Source organism: Treponema sp. Marseille-Q3903 (assembly GCF_014334335.1).
Lineage (GTDB): Bacteria > Spirochaetota > Spirochaetia > Treponematales > Treponemataceae > Treponema_D.
Genome location: NZ_JACSEU010000001.1, coordinates 570,014 through 592,376, shown reverse-complemented (window position 1 = coordinate 592,376; position 22,363 = coordinate 570,014). Strand labels below are relative to the sequence as shown.

The 22,363-nt window shown below is 39.4% G+C and carries 18 protein-coding genes and 1 tRNA gene; 9 read left to right on the top strand and 10 right to left on the bottom strand.

Features of this window, described 5'->3' with window-relative positions:
• Positions 1–19: 19 nt before the first annotated feature.
• Genes H9I37_RS02715 through H9I37_RS02705 form a run of 3 tightly spaced genes read right to left on the bottom strand, consistent with a single transcriptional unit; the run spans position 20 to position 3,606 of the window.
• A complete protein-coding gene (locus tag H9I37_RS02715) occupies positions 20–2,080 on the bottom strand; it encodes a TRAP transporter permease (RefSeq protein WP_187380957.1) in 2,061 nt (686 codons plus the stop codon).
• A 13-nt stretch (positions 2,081–2,093) separates the two neighbouring features.
• Positions 2,094–2,654, bottom strand: a complete 561-nt coding sequence (locus tag H9I37_RS02710; protein ID WP_187380956.1) for a DUF1850 domain-containing protein — start codon at positions 2,652–2,654, stop codon at positions 2,094–2,096.
• The gene (locus H9I37_RS02705; protein WP_187380955.1) at positions 2,644–3,606 is read right to left on the bottom strand and encodes a TAXI family TRAP transporter solute-binding subunit; all 963 of its coding nucleotides are present in this window, start codon (positions 3,604–3,606) and stop codon (positions 2,644–2,646) included. The genes H9I37_RS02710 and H9I37_RS02705 overlap by 11 nt, the downstream gene beginning before the upstream one ends.
• Positions 3,607–3,695: 89 nt before the next feature.
• Between H9I37_RS02705 and leuA the strand changes: the two genes are divergently transcribed.
• Positions 3,696–5,399: a 2-isopropylmalate synthase gene (leuA, locus tag H9I37_RS02700; protein ID WP_187380954.1), complete on the top strand. Its 1,704-nt coding sequence runs from the start codon at positions 3,696–3,698 to the stop codon at positions 5,397–5,399.
• A 12-nt stretch (positions 5,400–5,411) separates the two neighbouring features.
• Here the strand turns inward: leuA and murD are convergent, their stop codons facing one another.
• Positions 5,412–7,055, bottom strand: a complete 1,644-nt coding sequence (gene murD / locus H9I37_RS02695) for a UDP-N-acetylmuramoyl-L-alanine--D-glutamate ligase (RefSeq protein ID WP_187380953.1) — start codon at positions 7,053–7,055, stop codon at positions 5,412–5,414.
• Between the two features lie 291 nt (positions 7,056–7,346).
• A tRNA-Leu gene (locus H9I37_RS02690) sits at positions 7,347–7,432 on the bottom strand.
• An 82-nt stretch (positions 7,433–7,514) separates the two neighbouring features.
• Between H9I37_RS02690 and H9I37_RS02685 the strand changes: the two genes are divergently transcribed.
• Together H9I37_RS02685 and H9I37_RS02680 are read left to right on the top strand one after the other, a co-directional pair.
• Positions 7,515–8,441 carry an AEC family transporter gene (locus H9I37_RS02685; RefSeq protein ID WP_187380952.1) on the top strand — a complete coding sequence of 309 codons (927 nt, stop codon included), beginning with the start codon at positions 7,515–7,517 and terminating at the stop codon, positions 8,439–8,441.
• A 160-nt stretch (positions 8,442–8,601) separates the two neighbouring features.
• On the top strand, positions 8,602–10,005 hold the full coding sequence (locus H9I37_RS02680; protein WP_187380951.1) for an ATP-dependent 6-phosphofructokinase: 1,404 nt from the start codon (positions 8,602–8,604) through the stop codon (positions 10,003–10,005).
• Between the two features lie 106 nt (positions 10,006–10,111).
• On the opposite strand, the gene H9I37_RS02675 is transcribed toward H9I37_RS02680, so the two are convergent.
• Positions 10,112–10,618, bottom strand: coding sequence for a DUF2147 domain-containing protein (locus tag H9I37_RS02675; protein WP_370586888.1), 507 nt, complete (start codon positions 10,616–10,618; stop codon positions 10,112–10,114).
• A gap of 256 nt (positions 10,619–10,874) precedes the next feature.
• On the opposite strand from H9I37_RS02675, the gene H9I37_RS02670 reads away from it, so the two are divergent.
• From H9I37_RS02670 to H9I37_RS02660, 3 genes are all read left to right on the top strand, one after another.
• Entirely contained in the window at positions 10,875–13,943 is a 3,069-nt protein-coding gene (locus H9I37_RS02670) for an AAA family ATPase (protein ID WP_187380949.1), read from the top strand.
• Positions 13,944–14,119: 176 nt separating this feature from the next.
• On the top strand, positions 14,120–15,484 hold the full coding sequence (locus H9I37_RS02665) for a citrate/2-methylcitrate synthase (protein ID WP_187380948.1): 1,365 nt from the start codon (positions 14,120–14,122) through the stop codon (positions 15,482–15,484).
• A 33-nt stretch (positions 15,485–15,517) separates the two neighbouring features.
• Positions 15,518–16,366, top strand: coding sequence for a pseudouridine synthase (locus H9I37_RS02660; protein WP_187380947.1), 849 nt, complete (start codon positions 15,518–15,520; stop codon positions 16,364–16,366).
• Positions 16,367–16,381: 15 nt separating this feature from the next.
• On the opposite strand, the gene H9I37_RS02655 is transcribed toward H9I37_RS02660, so the two are convergent.
• Genes H9I37_RS02655 through H9I37_RS02645 form a run of 3 tightly spaced genes read right to left on the bottom strand, consistent with a single transcriptional unit; the run spans position 16,382 to position 18,949 of the window.
• Positions 16,382–17,269: a phosphodiester glycosidase family protein gene (locus H9I37_RS02655; protein ID WP_222864169.1), complete on the bottom strand. Its 888-nt coding sequence runs from the start codon at positions 17,267–17,269 to the stop codon at positions 16,382–16,384.
• Positions 17,270–17,271: 2 nt separating this feature from the next.
• Positions 17,272–17,889 (bottom strand): helix-turn-helix domain-containing protein, encoded by a 618-nt coding sequence (locus tag H9I37_RS02650; RefSeq protein WP_187380945.1) that lies wholly within the window; start codon positions 17,887–17,889, stop codon positions 17,272–17,274.
• Positions 17,873–18,949 (bottom strand): hypothetical protein, encoded by a 1,077-nt coding sequence (locus H9I37_RS02645; protein ID WP_187380944.1) that lies wholly within the window; start codon positions 18,947–18,949, stop codon positions 17,873–17,875. The genes H9I37_RS02650 and H9I37_RS02645 overlap by 17 nt, the downstream gene beginning before the upstream one ends.
• A gap of 155 nt (positions 18,950–19,104) precedes the next feature.
• Between H9I37_RS02645 and H9I37_RS02640 the strand changes: the two genes are divergently transcribed.
• Complete coding sequence (locus tag H9I37_RS02640; protein WP_187380943.1) at positions 19,105–20,445, top strand: vWA domain-containing protein; 1,341 nt, start codon at positions 19,105–19,107, stop codon at positions 20,443–20,445.
• Here the strand turns inward: H9I37_RS02640 and H9I37_RS02635 are convergent.
• Positions 20,423–20,866, bottom strand: coding sequence for an outer membrane protein assembly factor BamD (locus H9I37_RS02635; RefSeq protein WP_187380942.1), 444 nt, complete (start codon positions 20,864–20,866; stop codon positions 20,423–20,425). The two genes, H9I37_RS02640 and H9I37_RS02635, sit on opposite strands and share 23 nt — an antisense overlap.
• Before the next feature lie 81 nt (positions 20,867–20,947).
• Here H9I37_RS02635 and H9I37_RS02630 point away from each other — a divergent pair, with 81 nt between their 5' ends.
• Together H9I37_RS02630 and galE are read left to right on the top strand one after the other, a co-directional pair.
• Complete coding sequence (locus H9I37_RS02630; RefSeq protein WP_187380941.1) at positions 20,948–21,373, top strand: hypothetical protein; 426 nt, start codon at positions 20,948–20,950, stop codon at positions 21,371–21,373.
• Positions 21,374–21,394: 21 nt separating this feature from the next.
• On the top strand, positions 21,395–22,357 hold the full coding sequence (gene galE, locus H9I37_RS02625) for a UDP-glucose 4-epimerase GalE (RefSeq protein WP_187380940.1): 963 nt from the start codon (positions 21,395–21,397) through the stop codon (positions 22,355–22,357).
• Positions 22,358–22,363: the final 6 nt, after the last annotated feature.

The following is a 22,363-nucleotide window of genomic DNA, read 5'->3' as shown; positions in this document are numbered from 1 at the left end:
CCGCTTTATTGACAAAAACTCACTTTTTAAATTTATTGAGAATCATCTGATATGTCACCAATACAAACATGATTGCAAGTCCGATTATATCGGTTTTAGATTCCGGAATGATACACATAAATCCGGCAAAAGCAAACAGCAACCGTTCAACTACATCGAGTGCAGCAACAACAGTTTTACTTTTCCCGCTTCCATGTAAAATTCCTGTAAACCGAAGTCCATACCCTTCAAGAGCGACGCTCACCCCGAACATTCCTATCACCGCCGTCGCAATTATAAACATGATCGTCGTAAAAGATGCTCCTATCATCAGCATTTTAGGATTGTAAACAAACATATATGGGATGATAAATGCGCCGATAGCGAGTTTTGTTGCATTGACGGCAGTTTTCATAGGTTTTGCCCGGGCAATCGCAGCACCCGCAATCGCTGCCAATGCTACAGGCGGCGTGACATCGGCGATAATACCGAAATAAAACGCAAACATGTGCGCTGCCAACGGTTCGACATTGAGCTGAATGATTGCCGCCGCCGTTATTGTTGAAGTAATCAAATAGTTTGCCGTAGTCGGAGCGCCCATGCCGAGAATTATAGATGCAACCATCGTGAACATAAGCGTCAGCAAAAGTTTTCCGCCTGCAAGAGCGACAAGCCCTGCCCCAAGCTTAAGTCCCAGTCCTGTCAAAGTGACTATGCCGATTATGATTCCAGCCATGCCACATGCGATCGCTACGGAAATGATATTCCTAGCTGCGGCACACATGACTTCAATTAAATCTTTAGAGCCGAATGACGGTTTTCTTCCTTTTACAAGGTCAACCAAAGAAACCCCAAGTCCGACGGCAAGGCACGCAATAATTCCCATCAGAGCAGCAAACACCGCTGTTTTTCCTGCACAGAGAAAATAAATTATAACGACCAACGGAAGAATCATATAACCGTTGTGCAAAAACAATGGGATAAACTTTGGAAGTTCTTCACGCGGAAGCCCTTTGAGCCCGAGTTTTTTCGCTTCAAGGTGAACTGTAATAAATATTCCTGTAAAATACAAAATTGCAGGAACAATCGCTGCTCGAACAATTGTGAGATAAGGAAGCCCGAGACTTTCTGCCATGAGAAATGCGGCAGCTCCCATTATCGGCGGCATCAGCTGACCTCCTGTCGAGGCAGACGCTTCAACGGCGCCCGCAAATTCTCCTTTGTATCCGAGTCTTTTCATCATCGGAATTGTGAAAGAGCCCGAACCGACCGTGTTGGAAACTGAAGAACCTGAAACTGTTCCGAGCAGCGCAGAAGAAAGAACTGCAACTTTTGCCGGACCTCCGCTCGCTCCTCCTGCAATCGAATTGCACATATCAATAAAAAACTGCCCGATTCCCGTTTTTTCAAGCAATGCGCCGAACAATATAAAAAGAAATATAAACGTGGAGCACGCCCCTATCGGAGTCCCCATAATTCCTTCCGTGTTATAAAAAAGATGGCACACTACTCTTTGCAACGAATATCCGCGGTGATGAAGAAATCCTGGCAAATATTTTCCTGCAAAAGCGTAGATAACAAAAACACTTGCGATTATCATAATTGGAAGCCCCACGATGCGGCGACAGCTTTCAAACAAAATCAAGATTCCGATTATTCCGATTGCAACATCAAAAACAGTGTTGTTTCCCGAACGGCGGACAAGGCTTTGAAAGTTGATCACTATATATATCCAGCACGCAGCACCGATTATTGCAAGAACGACATCATACCATGGCAGCGTATTTTTAGGACTTTTTTTTGTCGGCGGAAAAAGCAAAAACGCGAGAAACTGAACAAAAGCGAGATGTGACGCTCTCAAAATTTGAGCTGTCAAAACCCCTGAAAGAGTTGCATATAACTGGAACAAAACAAAAACTACAGAAACGATAACTGTGATGTACTGACGCCAGCATTTATGTTCGCGGTAAGATTGTTCGCTGTCCAAACCAGCCATGAGTTTTTTCATTTCGTCTTCATTTGTCGTAGGAAGTATATTTTCAACAACCCCACCAAAAGGTTGCCCATCCTGATTTACAAAATCCTGTTTGTGAGTATCCATGATTTTTCCTTTTTTAATAGATTTTATGAAATATATATTCAGCGAGTGACACCCGCATCATTTCCAAATTTACACTTGTCTGCGGAGCAAAATAATCGGTAAAAAAAAGCTCTTCAGCATCTCCGCCAAGTTTTTGACCGAAAACTATTGAATGATCAGCGATTGTCCCTATAGCCATCGTAAGGAGCGGAATCATCCTGTTCAGATTGCTTATAAAATATCCGTCATCTTTTATCGAAAAAACAGCACCGAAAGTTTCTTCGGATTCAGGAATTCCTGCTCCGTAAGACACAAATTGAGTTTGATACAGCTCCATCTGATTTTTTTTTGCAAGTCTGTAATAATCGTGAACACGACCTTTGTTTACTGAATGTGTATAAGAAATTATAAATCCGCAATTATATCCCTTTGCCGAATAAAAACGCTCGGAAAGTTTTTTTCTATTTTTTATAGAAAGAACATTGATTGCCGGGATAAATAAAATACTACTGATAAAAATTATCACGGCAACAAAAATCAAAAGATTGCGGAGTTTTTTATGCCTCGCAGTTTTAATTTTAATTTTACTTAACATTTAATCCGATTTCTTTGTAATATTTTAATGCGCCCGGATGGAATGGAACGGAAACTCCTGTTATTGCAGATGCAGCGGAAACTTCTTTGCCTTTTGCGTGAGATTGCGCAAGCACATCAAGATTTTCGAACAAAGCCTTTGTCATTTCATAAACAGTCTGTTCGTCGAGTTTTGAACTGACAGCCAAAGTTGCTTTTATTGCCAAAGCCGATATATCTTCTTCTGTGCCTTTATACGTTCCTCCCTGAATTGTCGTCAGCGTATAGTAACCGTATTTTTCACATATTTTTTTGGCAACTTCGCCGTCAACAGGGACAAGAACAAGACCTGCAGAAAAAGCAAGTTCCTGCAATGCAGAGTTTGGAACTCCGGCAGTTATAAAACATCCGTCTAAAGTTCCATTTTGAATACCTTCGGCCGATTCTTTAAATGAAAGATTTGATTTTTTTATATCGTCAAATGAAAGTCCATATCCTTCCAATATCTGTTTAGCATTGAATTCAACTCCAGAACCTGCATCTCCTACAGAAATTCGTTTTCCTTTAAAGTCTGAAACAGATTTAATTTCGCTTTTTGCAGAGACAGCAATCTGAACAACTTCAGGATAAAGAGTTCCGATTGTCATTATGTTCTCAAGCTTTTCGCCGGCAAACATATCTGTTCCATTGTAAGCATAGTCCATAACATCGTTCTGAACTGTGCCAAATTCAGCTTCACCTTTATTTATAAGACGAAGGTTTTCTGCAGAAGCGCCGGTTGCCTGAGCTGTTACGTTCATACCGGAAACTTTTGTATTCCATATATTTGCAATTGCTCCACCAAACGGATAGTAAGTTCCACTTGTACCACCGGTTGCGATAATGTAATCCTTTTTCGCATTCGCTTTAGAACATCCGCTGAAAATCACAGCAAGCGCCAACACAGATGTAACTGCTGTCAACATTTTTTTCATAATTCCTCCAATAAAAAATCTACTTTTTGAATGTTTTAATGCGTAATTTTACTATAGAAAGTATCGTTTTTCAATGCTAAAATCACATCATGAAACCTGAAGGAAAATACACACATTTTGAATCTGTTCCGCTTTCAAACAGGAAGTGGCCGTCAAAGATAATCAAAAACGCACCTGTCTGGTGTTCCGTTGACCTGCGAGATGGGAATCAGGCGCTTGTGAATCCGATGGGGATTGAACACAAACTCGAATATTTCGACATGCTCGTCAGGCTCGGTTTTAAACAGATTGAAGTCGGTTTTCCGTCGGCATCGGATACGGAATTTAACTTTGTACGGACTCTGATTGAAAATAAACGCATTCCGGATGACGTCTCTATTCAAGTCTTAACTCAGGTACGAGACCAGCTTATAAAAAAGACATTTGAATCTTTAAAAGGCGCAAAAAATGTGATATTTCATATCTACAATGCGACTTCGCCTGCCCAGCGAAAATACAACTTTAAAAAATCAAAAAAAGAGATAATAGAGCTCGCTGTAAACGGTGTTAAATCTGTAAAAAAATATATGCAGCAATATCCTGAAATAAATATTCAACTTGAGTACTCGCCCGAAAATTTTTCGCAGACAGAAATTGATTATTCTATTGAGATATGTGAAGCTGTTATGGACGAATGGAATCCATCGCAAGAAAACAAAATAATACTCAACCTTCCGACTACTGTAGAATGCTGTCTGCCTAATCAGTTTGCTGACTGCATTGAATACTTTTGTTCGCATATCAAAAACCGGAAATGCTGCATAATCTCACTTCACAATCACAACGACCGCGGAGAAAGCGTTGCCCAATGTGAACTCGGACTTCTTGCAGGAGCGGAAAGAGTTGAAGGTTGTCTGTTTGGAAACGGAGAAAGAACAGGAAACCTCGACATTGTGACTGCGGCTTTGAATATGTACACTCAAGGTGTTGATCCGCAGCTCGATTTTTCCAACCTTGAATATGTTTCAGAAGAATACACACGATTTACCGGAATGCCGATTCACCCTCGAAGTCCATACGCGGGAGAACTTGTTTACACAGCTTTCAGCGGTTCTCATCAAGATGCAATCAGAAAAGCTATGAAAGCGCGTGCAGATATCAAAGATAAATCAAAAGCTAATTTATGGGATATTCCGTATCTTCCGATTGACCCTCGCGACATTGGACGTGAATACGCTGACATCATAAGGATAAACAGCCAGAGCGGAAAAGGTGGCGCTGCATTTATTTTGGAATCGAATTTTGGAATCATTACGCCAAAAGCGATGCACCCTGTTATCGGAGAAATTATCAAAGTTCATGCAGACAAACTTCAGCGAGAGCTCAAGCCGTCTGAGATTTTTGATATTTTTTCAAAAAAATGGCTCAACACAAAATCGCCTCTCAATGTGCTTGAAATCACGGAAAAACATATTGAAGGCGAACGCGGTTCTGATTTTTCAGAGCAGGTAGCGGGAATGGCTACAATCGAGTGGCAAGGAAAGCGTTACGCAGTTGCCGCAACAGGAAACGGGCCTCTAGACGCTTTCGTCCTCGCCTTAAAAAAATCCCCTGTTCCAAAATTCAACATAACATCGTTTCATGAACATTCTGTTGGAACGGGCTCCGACACTCAAGCTATGGCTTACGTCAGGATTACAAAGGAAAATGGCGAGCAAGTATGGGGAGTCGGGAAAAGTTCAAACGTCGGAAGAGCGGGAATTGCGGCGGTCGTTTCGGCTATCAATTTTAAGCAAGGATTGTCAGGCATCTAAAACATATAAAATCTAAAACATAGCTTTGACGGCTGCCATAAATTTGTTGCCGCGGTCAAATTCGTTCGCAAACATTCCAAAAGATGTGGCGCCCGGAGAAAATACAAAGACTTCTTGGCGTGATTTTTTATTTTCATCTGCGCAACTTTTTCCGCCTACACCGCTTTTTTCATCTGATTGTGTTTCAGTTTCGAGATTTTTCTTCGCATGCGCCAAAAGTTCGTCGAGAGAATTAAAAGGACCGTTGTATTTTATGCCTGCGGCATCGAGCGACGGTGTAATTTTATCTGTTGCAGTTCCGGACAGAAAATATATGTCTTTTACTGGAATTATTCCGTTTTCATCAGTTTTATCAGGCTCTCCTTTGCTTGTCAAAACTTTTACAAGAGGAGTTAAATCAAGACCTTTATCTGTGCCTCCTGCTGCCAAAATCACCGATTTATCAAACGACTGAGTCGCAGTTACAGTTGCTTCCGGGACAGTTGCGCAAGAATCGTTATAAAAGCGAACTTTTTCATTTTCCTGACCAAAGACTTTCCATTCGTGAAAAAACTGCAATCGGTGTTCTATCCCTGCCCAGCTCCCGCAAATATCGCATATACGCTCAGATGGCACTCCCATCAAAAACAAGACTAGCGCCGCATTTAATACGTTAGTTTTCATGTGTTCGCCGGGAACAGAAATTCCTTTCAAAATTGTTTCAGGATTTTTCATGCCGGGTAGCAAAACTTTTCCGCAAAAACCTGAATTCAAATATTCATTATTTTTTCTTTCAGATTCGAGCCATGCTCCGCATTTTAAAGGCGACTTTCCATAGCGAACAACTGTCGCTTTTGATTCAGATGCAAAAAGATTTCCCCATGCTGATGTGTCGAATTTATCATCATATTTAGAGCTATCAGGACCTGTACCATCTTCATCTCCTTCGTTGTCAAAAATCGAGTAATCACCTTTTGACTGCTCAGCGTAAATAAGGCGCTTGTCTGCGATGTAATCTTCCATATTGCCATACCAGTTTTGATGGTCAGGAACAATTTTAGTGATGATTGCGATGTGAGGTTTTAAAACTCCGCGACCGCGCAAGTCGGCAAGCTGCCATGATGAAAATTCTATAACGACAGGTGTATTTTGGCTGACGCTATCGAAAAACGTCAGCGGACTGACTGTGATGTTTCCTCCAAGAAATGCGTTGAAATCGGCCTTTTTTAAGCCGTAATAAATTGCGCTGGCGGTAGATGACTTTCCTTTACTTCCCGTGACGGCGATGATAGGGCAATTTGTAAAACGAAGAAAAATGCTGAGGTCTGTTTCAATTGCACGCGACGCTGCTAAGAATTTGTTTCCATCGTATTTTACTCCAGGATTTTTGATTACACAGTCGGCGTTTTCAAAATCTTCAATACGGTGCTCGCCAAGACAATATGAAAGTCTTGAAGTATCAAGCGTTTTATCGGCTGCAATTCTATCAACAGTTTCTTTGAGCTGCTCCCGAGTCTTCATATCTGTGACAAGGACATAGGCACCTTTCTTCAGAAAAAAACGGACTGCGGCTTCTCCTCCTCCGTTTAATCCGAGCCCCATAATTGTGACGTGTTTGTCTTTAATATCTTCAACAGATTTAAAAGCACATGTCTTTGAATAAACGTGCGGTTTCATAAAAACTCCCATAAAAACTTTTGCAGGAAATAGCAATTTCCGAAAAAGTTTTTAGCCGTGCGCAAGAGCGCACACGTTCAATAGTCGAGTTTGCAAAATAAAGCGTATCGTATTCATTTGATTTTTATCGAAACGACACGTATACACGTCTTCTGCAAACATCCAGGCAAACTCGAAATAAAAAGTATCGGCGATATTTCAGACGACACTTTTTATCACACCTCCTTTAAAAGTCATCGGCGCAGAATCAGCATCAAAAAAAATGCCTCCCTGCAAAACAAGGAGGCACTTTGCCGGGAACCGGGATTGAACCGGCACGCCGATTGCTCGGCACAGGATTTTAAGTCCTGGGCGTCTACCAATTCCGCCATCCCGGCAAGTGAAAACAATAATATACAAAAGCTAAGATATTTTCAAGTAGCGCACATTTCCATATAATGAAGCGGTGAGGAAGAAATCATGTACGCTTTAGTTTTTAATCAGCTGATGACAATGTTCATCATAGGGATCGGAGGCTTTGTTTTTGCAAAGATTTTTAAAGTAGATAACGAACAGCAAAAGTTTTTAAGCAAGTTTCTTTTATACTTTATAAATCCGAGCATCATTCTCAATTCGTTCAACCTTGAGTTCGATGCGGCGATGCTAAAACAACTGATTTTCGTAGCGTTCATCTCTCTGATTATTCACGTCGTTATGATTTTTACCGGTCTTCTCTCTTCAAAAAATCACATAGACAGGCTCGGGATTGTATTTACAAACTGCGGATTTATAGGAATTCCATTGATACGCGGAGTTTTTGGAAACATAGGTGTTTTTTATCTGATGGGATACCTTGTGGTTTTCAATATCTTGCTCTGGACTTACGGCTACTATCAGATGAGAGGTTCTGTGAATCTCAAAAAAATCATCACAAATCCGAACATAATCTGCATAATTTTGGGAATGATAATTTTCTGCATGCCTTTTACTTTGCCTAAGACAATCGAAAGACCTCTTTCAATGATAGCAGATTTGAACACAGCGACGAGCATGGTTTTGATTGGAATTTTGCTTGCAGGATTTAAGCCCAAAGAAAGCAAAAGATACATTCCGCAACTCGCACGATTTACAATTTGCAGGCTTGCAGTGACGGCTATAATAAACATCGCTGTTTTGTTTTGTATTTATAAAATTTTTTACAATTTTGAAAACATAGGGAATTTGCAGCTGATGCTTTTTGTCGTTTTAATTTGCTCAATCTGTCCGGCTGGGACGAGCATCTCGAGCATGTCTGTCGTGTTCAACAAAGACGCTACTTATGCAAGCCTTGCAGTTTCGTTCACAAGTTTGTTTTGTATTTTTTCGATACCGGCTTTTGTAGCGCTGGCAGAAAAAATAATAAAATAACTTGCCCGACACCGATCGAAACGAAGCAGAAGAAAAGTCAAAAACATTGAAAAGAAACTCAACGAAACGTAAAAAAATCACATTGAAGACACACAAAAATACTATTGAAAAAATTGCGTATCCGTTATATTGTATTTTAACTATTTTTTTGAGGTATAGTATGTCTGAAGAAAAATTTGATTTTACAATCGACAATTTGGGACCTTGTACAATTCATTCTCCTATTAAACTTTCTAATGTTCATGGTGATTATACGGCCAATTATGTAGGTAGCAACGATTATGTTCTTGTAAATGTAAACGTGTTTGATAAGACAAAGCCTATTGTCCTTGATTCTTCAAATCTTATGGAAAAAGCCGGCCCTCGTGAAAAGATTTACTTCGACCCTTCACACGCAAAAGCAGGTATATGTACTTGTGGTGGACTTTGTCCGGGACTGAACGATGTTATACGCGCAATTGTAAGATGTTTGAACACCCGATACGGAGTAAAAACAATAAAAGGCTATCAATTCGGTTTTCATGGATTTTTCCCTGAAGAAGGATACCCTCCAAAAGAACTTGACCGCTACCTGATAGATGAAATCCACAAAATCGGCGGAACTTACTTAGGAACAAGCCGTGGAGGGGGACAGCGCGTATCTGACATTGTCGATTGCCTTGAACGAGATGGTATCAACATGCTGTTTATAATCGGTGGTGACGGAACTCAGCGAGGCTCTTACGACATAGCTTGTGAAGTTGAAAAACGAGGCATGAAGTGTGCTGTTGTCGGCATTCCAAAAACCGTAGACAATGATTTGATGTTTATTGACCGCTCATTTGGTTTTGAAACCGCAGTTCAGCGTGCAAAAGAAGCTGTTGCAGCAGTTCACATGGAAGCTTCAAGCCAGATAAACGGTATCGGACTTGTAAAACTCATGGGACGCGAAGCAGGATTTATCGCCACAGCAGCTTCTCTCGCCAGCCATGAAACAAATTTCTGCTTGATCCCAGAAGTACCGTTTGAGCTCGAAGGAGAAAACGGATTCTTGGCTTGCCTCGAACGCAGGCTTGCAAAACGCGGACACGCTGTAATTGTAGTGTCGGAAGGTGCCGGTCAAGATTTGCTCCAAAGCACAGGCGCAACGGACGCATCGGGAAATAAAAAACTTGCAGACATCGGGTTGTTCTTGAAATCTCAGATCGAAAAATACTTCAAAGAAAAAAATATCGAAATCAACTTAAAATACATCGATCCTTCTTATCAGGTTCGCGCTTCTGTAACTACAGCGTCTGACTCTATCTATTGTGAAAGGCTCGGAAACAACGCTGTTCACGCTGCAATAGCTGGAAAGACAAAGTGTGTTATAGGACTTGTCCACGACAAATTTGTTCATCTCCCTATCAAAACTGTCACCGCACACCGCAACGCAGTTGACCCTGAAGGCTCACTCTGGAGAGATGCACTAGATGCTACAGGTCAGCCGATTTTGATGGTAAACGACATGAAAGTAGCTCAAGAAAAAATGCGCGCTGCAGTTGCCGGTGCAAAATCAAAACCGAGCGAACAGAAAAACAAATAAATAACCGGCACTTATTTTTAGTTTATAAAAAAACCGCAAACTTGAAAACTTGCGGTTTTTTTTTATTGTTTTTTTTATTGGGGTTTAATTATTTTTATAAAATAAGTTACCTTAATCCTGAAGCTTCTTCTTTTGTGGCCTTTTTCCAATACTGGCTGCGTCCGATTCCAAGACCAATCTCGCCTCTCATTTCAAGAGTATCAGCTTGGTATTTTTTAGACTCGCCTGCCTTGTGAAACTTCATCTTGCATTTATATCTGCTGCCGTCGGCGGGATCGATGATATAGCCTTTTTCCCATTCGCCTTCCGCTTTTTTTGAGAGTCCCCAAATCCACGAAGTTCCGACTGTCATCAAAGTTCCCAAATCGCCTGTAAAAGAGAAATTGTTATAATGTTTTCCTTTAGCACCATCAGCCAGAGAATCTTGCTGATGATCTGCAAGAGAAGTAATCTTTCCTGAAAGAATCCCATCTTGAACTGAAATTTCCCAACCGGCAGTCGCCTTTCCTGTTTTTTCATCATAACTGATCCAGTATCCTTCACACGGGTCAGAAGCAAAACATAGCCCTGTTAATAAAACCAAATACAAGATTAACCCTATATTTTTTTTCACAGATTCACCTCTACAATAAAATATATCCATATTTTAGTGAAAAGCATGTAAATTTCAAGTAGACAATGTCATATATCTGTGTCACCTTATTCTTCGGGTTATCATAAATTTAAAAAAAAAATCGTTAAATCATGACAAATTTTATGTGCCACAAAACAAAAAAAAGTGTAAAATCGATTAAAAGATTTGTAAAGATTCTTACATTTCTAAATTTTGAAATTAAAAATAGAGATAACAAATAAGGATAATTTATAATATGAAAGAATATTTTGAAAAAAGTCTGTCAAATGAATCTCAAATTGAAAATGTTGAAGATGTACGCAGTTTATCATATTATATTCCAAACAGAGTGATCAGATTGCTTGCGTCAAAAGAATGCAGCGTTTTTGACCATAAGATTGAAAACCTTGAAGGTTTTGTTGTTTACCTTGACATCATGGGTTTTACAAAAATCGTCATCGGAAACCTCAACAAAAACAACGATATCACAACAGTTTCCAACACTCTTTCTGATTTTTATTCCGTGCTTATCGAGATTGTTCAAGGATACGGCGGTTCCGTTTTCCAATTTGCAGGAGATTCAATTTTAATCAGTTTTGATAAGCATAACGGGGAATCTACTATAAATAATTTTAAAAGGACGCTCTGCGCTGCTACGGCTATGCTTGACATCAGCGATAACTTTAATTCTCTGCACGACGAGGATTTTAACCTTCGCCCAAAAGTCGGAATCGGTTACGGAAAATTTTATCAATATTTTATGGGCTCTCAAAAATCTTTCATCACGGCAATATTGACGGGAACTGCTGTTCACGATGCTATCTCGTGCGAATCACAATGCAAAAAACAAGAAATTATAGTCAGTGAACCTGTATATCAATTTGCAAAAGAATTGGGAATTGAAAATTCGTTTGAAAACATAGATGGCTTTTATCATATTACACAAAAAATCGATACAAACTCTTTTAAAGTCAATATTCCCGAATTTGTTTCCATAGACGAGATGAATGAAAACCCTATGTTTGCCGAACGAGTTTGTGCATTTATAGACCCTGTCATCATGCAAAATGCAAAAAGTCGTATTCAGGGATTTTCAGGCGACTATAAAGAAATTACGTGCCTGATGGCTCACTTTGATATCACTGAAAAAATCAATGATGACCCGAAAACAGTCAAGGCTTTTTTTGAGCAAATCAATGGTATAAATACGATAATGCAGTCAAAATCGCAGCGATATAACGCTTACTGTACAAAACCAGACATTTCCGACAAAGGCATTGTGTTTTTAGTTTTCTTTGGAACTCCTAACGTTATTGAAAACAAAGAACGAAGTGCAATGCTATGTGCACAAGAGATAATTTCATCGTCTAAAAAGAATTCTTTCATCACTTCTGCCAACATCGGCATTACGACAGGGCTAGTTTATTCAGGCGAATTCGGAAGCTACATGCGAAAAGAATACACAGCGATCGGTAACTCAATCAACCTTGCATCGCGCTTTATGATGTCGGCAGTTGGAAAATCAAATTACAGCATCGTGATGGATAACGCAACGACAAATGCAGTTGCTGATTATATCAAGATAGAAAAAATTCCGGGAATCGAATGTAAAGGATACGAAAAGGCTCAGGAAGCAAACTACCTGCTTGGAATCAACTATGACGTAATCGATGGAAGCAAAACAAAGCTGATGATTGGGCGCGGCAAAGAATTAAGCAAGCTTATGTCTTTGCTTGAAACATCAATCGGGAATCAGATAAATTTTGCGTTTGTCACCGGTGAAGCCGGAATTGGAAAATCAATTCTTGCAAACAAATTTGCTGATGCAGTCGAACAAAAATATAAAAATGCCCACGTTCTCAGAGGCAAAATGTATCAGCACGAATCGAAAACTGCATTTTTCTGCTGGCGCTTTATCATCAGGCAGTTGATGGATATCCCTGATGATTTTTTGGACACAATGATTCCCGATATTGTTGAAGCATACTTTAAAGAAAACTTGCCGGAAGACATTATATGGGAGTCGTTTTTATTGAACATGCTCGGCTTAAATATTAAAGAAGATCAGGAAACAGCAAATATAGATGTTACAAAAAAGCAACAGATATTCTTTTCCCTTGTTTTAAGGCTCTTAAACAGTGCGGCAAGAACAACCCCATTGATTATAATCGTTGACGATGTCCAATGGTGCGATGAAGTTTCATACAAACTGATTCAATTCCTTCTTGAGACTAGGACTCTTAAAAACGTATTTTGTGTGTTTATCGCTCGCGACTCCGTGCTTTTAAACTCATTTTTTAAATCGCGGAACGTTTTTACACTCACATTAAAGCCGCTGTCAAATGAAAACAGTTTGATGCTCACAAAGTCTTTGCTAAATCTCGACAAGAGCAATGAGGAATTGGAAAATCGAATTGCGACAACATCAGGCGGAAATCCTCTCTTTATTGAAAACATCGTCCAAAATTTTATCGACAATGGAATTCTTGTAAAAAATAAAAAAGGAAAAAATGAGCTTCATACAAGTGCAGATGGTATTGAAAGCATTTCTATTCCACCTTCAATAAAAAACATAATTCTTTCAAAACTCACATCGCTTTCAGTTGAAGAGCAGATTATGTGCAAGACCGCATCAGCCGTAGGAAAATCATTTACAGCAGACATTCTTCCTGCTCTGTATTCCGATAACATATCTTTAGAAAAAACAATATCAATGCTCAAAGAAATTGAAAAACACGGAATCATAGATTATGAAAAGCGAACGAAAAAGTACACTTTTAAAAGCATGACTATCCATGATGTTATTTACAGCACAATCTTAGGATATACAAAACGTGAATTAAACAGAAAAATCATAAGCTACCTTGAAGAAAAATATAAAAATAATGCGTCGAACTACGCAGAAAGGCTTTTGTATCACGCAAAAGAAGTCAGAGACTTTAAGAGAATTTTTGAATACTCAACTATGGCTGCAAAGAAAGCAGAAAAAACGTTTGCCGTAAAAGATGCAATCCACTTCTACTTAATCGCAATTGAAGCATTGCATCAGCTACCTGAAGAAAACTCTTCAGATAAATATAAAATTGAGTTGCAGCTCTCGGAGGCATATCGCGCCAACGGTAATTACGACAGATTATACGATGTACTCAACGCCATCATAGAAAATTGCAAAGACGAACAGATTCTTGCGCAAGCACATCAGAGTTTGGAACGATATTATCAAGAGCGTGGGAAAATAGAAACTGCAACTCAAAAGCCTGAAAAGAAAAGTAAGAGTTCCGGAAAAAAGAACTCAAAAAAAGGTAACGGCAAGTCGCAAAAATAACTAAAATCGCCGGAAATCACCGGAAATCTCAAAAACAGAGAGAAAACCGCAACCGATTTTTCTTGCATAAGAAAATCATAATTTGTATAATTATGTAATTTTTACGGAGTTTTTCTGTATAATTATGCATTAAAACAACTGACTCAACATGAAAATGCAAATACGGAGGCCTGCCTATGGCAATACAAAAAGAAGAAGCGTTAATCAAGAGGTTGGAAAAACTAGCTGTTCACAATGATCCTATCAATTCAGAATTATATAAAAAATACGATGTCAAACGCGGACTCCGAAACTTAAACGGAACAGGTGTTCTCGTAGGGCTCACGAGAATTGGAGACGTAGTCGGTTACGAAATCAAAGACGGTGAAAAAATTGCGATCCCCGGCAAACTTATTTACCGCGGCTACAATGTAGAAGATTTGGTCGCCGATGCAGAAAAAAATCATCAGTTTGGATACGAACAATGCGTTTATCTTCTTTTGTTCGGAGAATTGCCTAAAAAAACTCAACTTGAGCGTTTTACAAATTTTATTGGTGAGTACAGAGCTCTTCCTCCAAGTTTTACGGAAGACATGATCATGAAAGCGCCGTCAAACGATATTATGAACAAGATGGCTCGAGGAGTTCTTGCATCGTATTCTTACGAAAAGGATCCTGAAAATCGCAATATAGGAAATATCATAAAACAATGCATTGAGCTTATCGCACGTTTTTCTACACTAGCAGCTTACGGCTATCAGGCGAAAAGACGCTATTATGATGATAAATCTATGTTTATTCACAATCCAAAACCTGAACTCTCTACCGCAGAAAACTTTCTCCGTTTAATCCGTTCTGACAAACAATATACTCGCCTTGAAGCGGAGATTCTTGACCTTGCTTTGATTCTTCATGCGGAACACGGAGGAGGAAATAACTCGTCTCTTACAGTTCACGTTGTTTCGTCTGCCGATACGGACACATATTCTGCGATTGCTGCCGCTGTCGGTTCATTAAAAGGACGCCGACACGGTGGTGCGAATATCCGCGTTGTTGAGATGATAGACGACATAAAAGCTCACGTAAAAGATTGGTCAAATGAAAAAGAAGTCCGAGATTATCTGACAAAGATTTCAAGTAAGCAGGCGTTTGACGGTTCCGGAAAAATCTACGGTATGGGTCATGCCGTCTACACAATAAACGATCCTCGCGCAATTCTCCTCAAAAAAAAGGCTCTCGAACTTGCAAAAGCAAAAGATGCTGTTGAGGAATTCGAACTTTACGAATTGATTGAACGCATTTCTCCAGAGATAATAAGAGAGACGCACCTGCACGCTTCAGAAAAAAACATCTGTGCAAATGTCGACTTGTATTCAGGCTTTGTATATAATATGCTGAACATTCCTCGAGAATTGTTTACGCCTATCTTCGCGATATCTCGTATTGCAGGGTGGTCTGCACACCGAATTGAGGAAGTCATAAGCGGCGGAAAAATTTATCGTCCAGCATACAAGAACGTGTCAAAGGAAAGAGCTTTTGTTCCTCTTGAAAAAAGAGGATAGAGAATCTTCACAAAATAGCTCTAAAATATTTCTATGGCTAAACAAAGACTAGATAAATTGCTCTCACACGAAGGCTTCGGCTCTAGGAAAGACATCAAAAAACTTTTACGCAATTCAAAAGTCACAGTCAATGGGACTAGAATTTCAGATCCATCTTTCGGGATAGATTTCGAAAACGACTCTATCGCCATCGATGACAAAGAAATCAGCATTCACAAACACATTTATCTTATGATGAATAAGATAATGCATACAGTTTCAACAAACAAAGATGGCGAACATCAGACTGTTTTTGATTTACTTGCTGATGATATGCGTACTCCTTATCTGGAAGACAAACTGCACTTAGTCGGCCGTCTCGACATGGACACTGAAGGACTTCTTATTTTTACAACAGATGGAGAACTCACTCACCGATTGATTTCACCAAAATCTCACATAGGAAAGACATATTTTTGTGTCCTCGAACATAAAGAAACTGACGAAAGAAAAAAAGAAATAGAAAAATTATTTGCAGAAGGAATTGAAGTCGGTCCTGACGACAACGAAGCAGGGTTTAAGTGTGAACCGGCAGATGTAAAATGGGCGACTAAATCTCAAATAAAAGAATACACAGAAAACTCTTCAATTCAAGAAATTTACAACAAGCTTGAATCTAAATCTTTCAACAAAGATGATTACACCGCAGCGCTTCTCACAATTCACGAGGGGAAATACCATCAAGTAAAAAGGATGTTCGCTGCAGCCGGCAATAAAGTTGTTTTTTTAAAACGAATTTCGATCGGGAAGCTTGAACTTGACAAAGCTCTTAAGCCCGGAGAATATGTTTTTCTTGATGATGAAAGCCTTGAAAAATTGAACTGGTTTATTTTATCGCTCTGATATTTGCAGCGCAGATTATTTGCCAGTTTCCGACACAAAAAGCATTGCAGCGGCAATTTTTCCTCTTTTGAACATATTTGCTTTTTCTTGACCGAATACGACAAACGAGCAAGAGCGGCCACCGTCGAACTGCATTGCGTTATCACAGCCGAACAGCTTGAAAATCTCTGCGCACTGCATGTAGTTGAGTCCTGCTTTGCCGATTTTTTTTAACGGAGTTACAGACATGATATAAAGATAACGACCTCCATCTGAAACACCTGCCCCAATTCTCGAATTTTTTATATCTTGAAATTCCTGAATTTCATTGTCGCAAATGATTTGGAAAAATCCGCCGAACGCATAGTTGTATTTACAAAGGACATCGGGAATCTGTGATTTTACAATATCGGCACGCCACACATCTTTTTTATTTTCATCTTTTATCTTCAAAAAGCAAAGTGCACAATATTTTTCAACAGGCTCAGACAAAAAATCACCGTCAGCTAAAACAACGCCGACAGTTTCTCCGGTTTTTGTAAAAGGAGTTGTGTTTATTGCAGCAAAAGCGCCAGAGCCGGCAGCTACATCTTTTAAATTGAACATTTTGGGCGAGCCTGTTTTGTATGCCGAAGCCGGAGGGTAACCTTTTATTTTTATTTCTGGAACTGAGAGGTCTATTTTCAGGCAATTACACTCAACGCTGTATTTTGAGATTGTAAAATATGATTGTTCCGCGCCTGCAACCGAAGTTTTTTGCCATTCAACTCTTTCAATTTCAGATAAAAAGTTTTCATCAGGATGTGCTTCATCTACACTCACACACGAAGTAAATGTAAATAAAAACAACAGAAAAATGATAAAAACCGAATTCTTTAATATTATGAAACGGCTGCCGGTTTTCGGAAAATCAAAGTATTCCATTATTACTGTTTTAAAAAGCGCTGTGCCGGAGTTACGACCCAAATTGCCTCAAGCTCTGTATCTCCAGCATTCTCCAAAATATGTGGAGCGACAGCAGAAAAAGAAACGCTGTCTCCCGCTTCAAGGATATATTCTCGGCTATCATAAGTGAGTTTTCCTCTTCCTTTTGTGATTACCCCAAGTTCACGGCCTATATGCCCATAAGAACCGCGGTGTGTATGTGAACCGGCAGGAATTTTCAAAACGTAAGATTCAATCGATGTATCTTTTTCTGAAGAGACTGGTTTTGCAAGCGCTTCATAAGTTATATCATCTTCATTTACGAAAGCGCGTTCATCTGCACGGATAATCTGGACTGGGCGTTCCTTTCTATATTCTTCAAACAAAAACTCAAGATTGATATCGAGGACGTCTGCAAGTGAAAGCAATGTGTCTATCGCAGGCGATACGTGGTTTCTTTCAATCTGAGAAACAAGACTTTCGCTGACGCCGGCACGCTGCGCTACAACTTTGAGAGTATAGCCTTTATGCTCACGAACCTGTCGTAATTTTTCTCCAAAATGATATGGCACTTTTTTCGATTTTGGGTCATTTTCTTGTACGTCATGCGAACGTGTCATTGTTTTGTTTCTCCTTGTTTTCTTCAGTCACAAACTGAATAAAGTAATCTTCAAGTGTTTTATGAGGACCGGCGAGCTTTAATCTTGCGCGAGAACGGGCATTATCGCGGCGAACAGTATACATGGAATAAAAATCCCTGTAGTCTAGCCCAGCATCGGATTTTACGTGCTCCCCAAGAAATTTAGAAACTTCATCACGACCAATCGCTGGAATTCCTTTTGTTTTTAAAATCGTACGGAGAGTGTGAATCTGCTCTGTAGAAATTCCAAAAAGGAACTCTTCCATCGCCTGTGAGACACCGGGATCTCCCATCTTGTGTTTTATAAAGCTGATCCATTGGTCATCCATCTGCATTGAAATCAGCAAGAGCTCGCTTGTCCCCATCATTGTGCCAAACGCCGGAGCAAGTTTTCGCCTTGCCGTCCAAACTGATTGGAGGACAGGCGCAACGCTTTCACTTGTCTGGTCATTCCAATGTTCCCACAGTAAAAGCAACGCAAGAGCCCATTCCCGACGAAAATCCATCAACTGGGTATTATCAGATATAAGGTTTAGATAAACATCTTCTATCAAAAGGCTGAACATAGACATTACAGTTTCAGTATCAAACGACTTTGAAAGATGTTCATACTCCTTTCCAAGATGCCCACTGTATTTCGCAAAATTCGAAAGAGTGTGCGCTTTTGTAACAAGAAGACTTTTCCCGAGAACTGCCTTCGAAGGAAGCCTCAGCGTTCTATCTCCTTCATCGTTGTGTTTGATAAGAGATTCGATCAAAGTTGTACGAGTTCTTGTTCCTCCTGAAAGCTCATGACGTTCGAGCAACGACGGAAACTTTGAAACTGTCGCCGCTATTTCGTATATGTCTTTCAATCTGTTAGTAAATATCTGATAGTGTTCCAAATCATTTTCTTTTGCATAAGCGAGAAGCTGATCTATCAATTCATTTTGACGCTTTGTAAATGTTCCTGGAAATTCCTGTTCTTCATCTTTTTGAGAATCAGTCTTATCCAAAAAAGAGTTGATATCTATCTGTTCAAATTCTTTATTATCACCCATGATTTCTACCGAACCTCATCAGCAAAAAAAAAGCTCAATGTTTAATGATATTTAATAGCTTTAATATGAATAAAATATTTCGAGCTTACATTATAAATCATTTTTTGTATTTGTCTAGCCGATAATTTTAAAAATCTGTAATTTAAGGACTGCAAATGCGTATATGTAAGAAATTATCGGTTATCTTCATTTTCTTTATAGATGCGGCTTTTATATTTGCTCAGTCGCTTGATTCTGGACAAAATCAGCAGCAGCTCATTTATTCAAAACAGCAGCAGAAGCTCAGAATTACAGCAGAAAATGTAAAACTTTTCCCGGATAAGGTAAATGGCGGATTTCATCTTTACGTAAAAAAAACTAGAAACGTAAACTCTATCATTTTGACAGAGACGACAAAAGATCCTTCCGGCAAAAATGATAATTACGCATATCGCGCAAAATCTTACAATCCTGTAAACGGGGACGAAATACGAATTCTCGACGGCAAAAAATTGACATCTAAATCAGCAAAATACAGCCTTGTAGATTCAACAACAGAAATCACCGATTTTATGGGAGAAGCATTCCACATATATATCCCAGAAACGATAGTTTACGGCTACGAATGGTCGCGACACGGAGAAATCAAAATAGGAAAAGGGACTTTTATAAATATCCGTTCATTTGAAAAACCTTATGCCGATTATTCAGGGGAATACATGGACAGCCCATTCATGTTTGACCTAAAAACTTTCAAGCGGCAAGAACAAGAGAGCCCTGCTCCAATTGCAGAAGTAACAAAGCAAGTAAATGAAACTCCTAAAGTATCCGAAGCGCTAAAAGTCACTAAACTGCCGGAGCAAAGCAAATCTGAGGAAAGCATAGAAATTGTAGTCTATGATGAAGAAGATGAGGCAATTTTAACAGACGATTACAACCCTTCAGCAAGCGAAAAATTTAAGGAGATGTCAGGAGATGTAATATATTCAAAAGGACCCAAAACAATCATCAAAGACATAGAGTCTTTATTAAATGACGAAAGCGATAATGCAGACATAGTTTTTGCAATAGATGCGACCGGCAGCATGAAAAATGACATTGAACAATTAAAAAAAGAGATGGTTCCGATGCTGTTCTCAAAGCTCGGTAAAAATACAAAAGCTAGAATCGGGCTCCTTTTCTACCGCGATTACGAAGATTCTTTCAACTACAGAAATTTACCTGTAAAAATTTATCAATTTACGTCGGATTTTGATTTATTTGGCGCAAACTTATGTTCTATAAAGATACTCGGCATAGAAGGCGGAGATATTCCTGAAGCTGTTTACGAAGCGATGTATGCTGCTTGCGTGTTTTTCAAATGGCGGCCAAATTCTATCAAAAAAATCATTTTGATTGGAGACGCAGAACCACATCCGTTTCCGAGAGGTTCCGGAAAGTATTCAAAAAATTATGTGATGAAAATCGCAAAAGCAAAAAACATTGCAATTCGGACTATTCTGTTGCCGAAAGATTAGAAGATTTTGTTTTTTGTTTTGCTTGAATATCAGCAAGTTTTTTTTCAGGAATCTGTGAGATGCAAATTTGACTCAGCTTTTTGTAAGCTCCCGGTAAAGCAGTCCCATGGACATCATATAACTCGAGAAGTTCCGTCATTATCTGATAAGATTTTTCGTATTTTTTCTGTTTAAGATAGCATCTGCCTAATTCATATTTTGCTTCCAAATAAGCAGACGGATCTGTCCCAAATCGTTCGATTGCCGTGTTATAACAAAATTCCGCTGATTTATAGTCAGATGCAAAAGCGGCATTTTGCCCCATCTGAATGATTTGAGCCGCAGTTTTATCATCTGGAATCTCTTTTATAGATGCGCAGGAAATAAAGACAAAAGATGACAAAATAAAAGGCACTAATACAAGTCTAAAATTTTTTTTCATAGTCAGCTGATTTTACCTTAAAAAAGGTCGATAATTCAATACCATTAACATTGCCCATCATATTTGCTAAAATATTTGACAATGAAAAAGATACTGTATCTTTCTTTACCTCTGATTTTAATTTTCACTTCAAGTTTTATGCTTGCAGGCTGTGCAACAACTTTATCGGCTGCCAACACTAAAAGAAACAATGCAAACAGCAAAACGTTACGTTTTGATTACTGGAAATACAAGGGGTTTGGCTCAGAATTGCCTCTATGGATTGAACACGCAATTGATGGTAAAATCGACGCTATAGGAAAAACGATTCCTGAATTGTACGGTCGAGAGCTTCTGATTTTTACCGGAAAAGGAGTCAACAGCGATCAGGCGGAAAGAAATCTTGAATCTGATTCAAAAAGCATATCTGAAAGTTTTAAATTATATGACGAGTTTTGGGTGCACATTGCAGACAAAAAAAATAAACATGAACCTAGATACATTGCAATCGCAATATATTACAAATAAACTATAAAAAAGAGGTCAAATATGAAAGTTTTAGTGATCGGAGGAGCCGGATACATCGGCAGCCACGTTGTAAAAGAATTGATGAAAGCTGGACACAAAATTACGGTTTTCGACAACTTTTCGAGCGGATTACGATGCAATCTCTTTGAAGGAAATGATTTTATCTACGGCAACATCTTAATTGTAGAAGATATTGAATCAGCATTTGCAAAAGGGTTCGATGCATTTGTCCACCTTGCCGCATTTAAGGCAGCAGGAGAATCGATGATTGTTCCTGAAAAATATTCCGTAAACAATATCACGGGAACTTTGAACATAATGAACGCCGCAGTAAAATACAACTGCAAAAAAATGATTTTTTCTTCGTCAGCCGCAGTGTTTGGAGAGCCTGAATATCTTCCTATCGATGAAGCGCATCCAAAAAATCCAGAAAACTACTACGGATTTACAAAACTTGAAATTGAAAGGTTTATGGAATGGTACGATAAGCTGAAAGGAATGCGTTTTGCCGCTCTCCGTTACTTCAACGCTGCAGGCTATGACCCTGAAGGAGAAATACGTGGGCTTGAACAAAATCCTGCAAACTTGCTTCCAAGAGTTATGGAAGTTGCCGCCGGAATGAAACCTGGAATGAAAGTTTTTGGAACTGATTACGATACACGAGACGGAACTTGTATCCGCGACTATGTTCATGTTACGGACCTTGCCCGCGCTCACGTGATGGCTCTCGACTACATCACAAAAAATGATAAGTCGCTGGCTGTAAACCTCGGCACGGAAAATGGTACAACTGTAAAAGAAATCATAGACGCTGCACGCCGAATCACAGGCAAAGAGATTCCGGCAGAAGATGTTGAACGCCGACCTGGCGACCCTGCGTGTCTCTATGCAACTTCAAAACACGCAAGGGAATTGCTCGGCTGGGAACCAAAATATTCCGACGTTGACACACTCGTCAAAACAACGTGGGAAGTATACCGGTAAGGACTT

Excerpts from the sequence above, each read along its gene's own strand:
- H9I37_RS02710 (WP_187380956.1), bottom strand. The coding sequence starts at position 2,654 with ATGTTAAGTAAAATTAAAATTAAAACTGCGAGGCATAAAAAACTCCGC.
- leuA (WP_187380954.1), top strand. The coding sequence starts at position 3,696 with ATGAAACCTGAAGGAAAATACACACATTTTGAATCTGTTCCGCTTTCA.
- H9I37_RS02680 (WP_187380951.1), top strand. The coding sequence starts at position 8,602 with ATGTCTGAAGAAAAATTTGATTTTACAATCGACAATTTGGGACCTTGT.
- galE (WP_187380940.1), top strand. The coding sequence starts at position 21,395 with ATGAAAGTTTTAGTGATCGGAGGAGCCGGATACATCGGCAGCCACGTT.
- H9I37_RS02630 (WP_187380941.1), top strand. The coding sequence starts at position 20,948 with ATGAAAAAGATACTGTATCTTTCTTTACCTCTGATTTTAATTTTCACT.
- H9I37_RS02640 (WP_187380943.1), top strand. The coding sequence starts at position 19,105 with ATGCGTATATGTAAGAAATTATCGGTTATCTTCATTTTCTTTATAGAT.
- H9I37_RS02685 (WP_187380952.1), top strand. The coding sequence starts at position 7,515 with ATGTACGCTTTAGTTTTTAATCAGCTGATGACAATGTTCATCATAGGG.
- H9I37_RS02705 (WP_187380955.1), bottom strand. The coding sequence starts at position 3,606 with ATGAAAAAAATGTTGACAGCAGTTACATCTGTGTTGGCGCTTGCTGTG.
- H9I37_RS02650 (WP_187380945.1), bottom strand. The coding sequence starts at position 17,889 with ATGACACGTTCGCATGACGTACAAGAAAATGACCCAAAATCGAAAAAA.
- murD (WP_187380953.1), bottom strand. The coding sequence starts at position 7,055 with ATGAAACCGCACGTTTATTCAAAGACATGTGCTTTTAAATCTGTTGAA.
- H9I37_RS02635 (WP_187380942.1), bottom strand. The coding sequence starts at position 20,866 with ATGAAAAAAAATTTTAGACTTGTATTAGTGCCTTTTATTTTGTCATCT.
- H9I37_RS02665 (WP_187380948.1), top strand. The coding sequence starts at position 14,120 with ATGGCAATACAAAAAGAAGAAGCGTTAATCAAGAGGTTGGAAAAACTA.
- H9I37_RS02645 (WP_187380944.1), bottom strand. The coding sequence starts at position 18,949 with ATGGGTGATAATAAAGAATTTGAACAGATAGATATCAACTCTTTTTTG.
- H9I37_RS02655 (WP_222864169.1), bottom strand. The coding sequence starts at position 17,269 with ATGGAATACTTTGATTTTCCGAAAACCGGCAGCCGTTTCATAATATTA.
- H9I37_RS02715 (WP_187380957.1), bottom strand. The coding sequence starts at position 2,080 with ATGGATACTCACAAACAGGATTTTGTAAATCAGGATGGGCAACCTTTT.
- H9I37_RS02660 (WP_187380947.1), top strand. The coding sequence starts at position 15,518 with ATGGCTAAACAAAGACTAGATAAATTGCTCTCACACGAAGGCTTCGGC.
- H9I37_RS02670 (WP_187380949.1), top strand. The coding sequence starts at position 10,875 with ATGAAAGAATATTTTGAAAAAAGTCTGTCAAATGAATCTCAAATTGAA.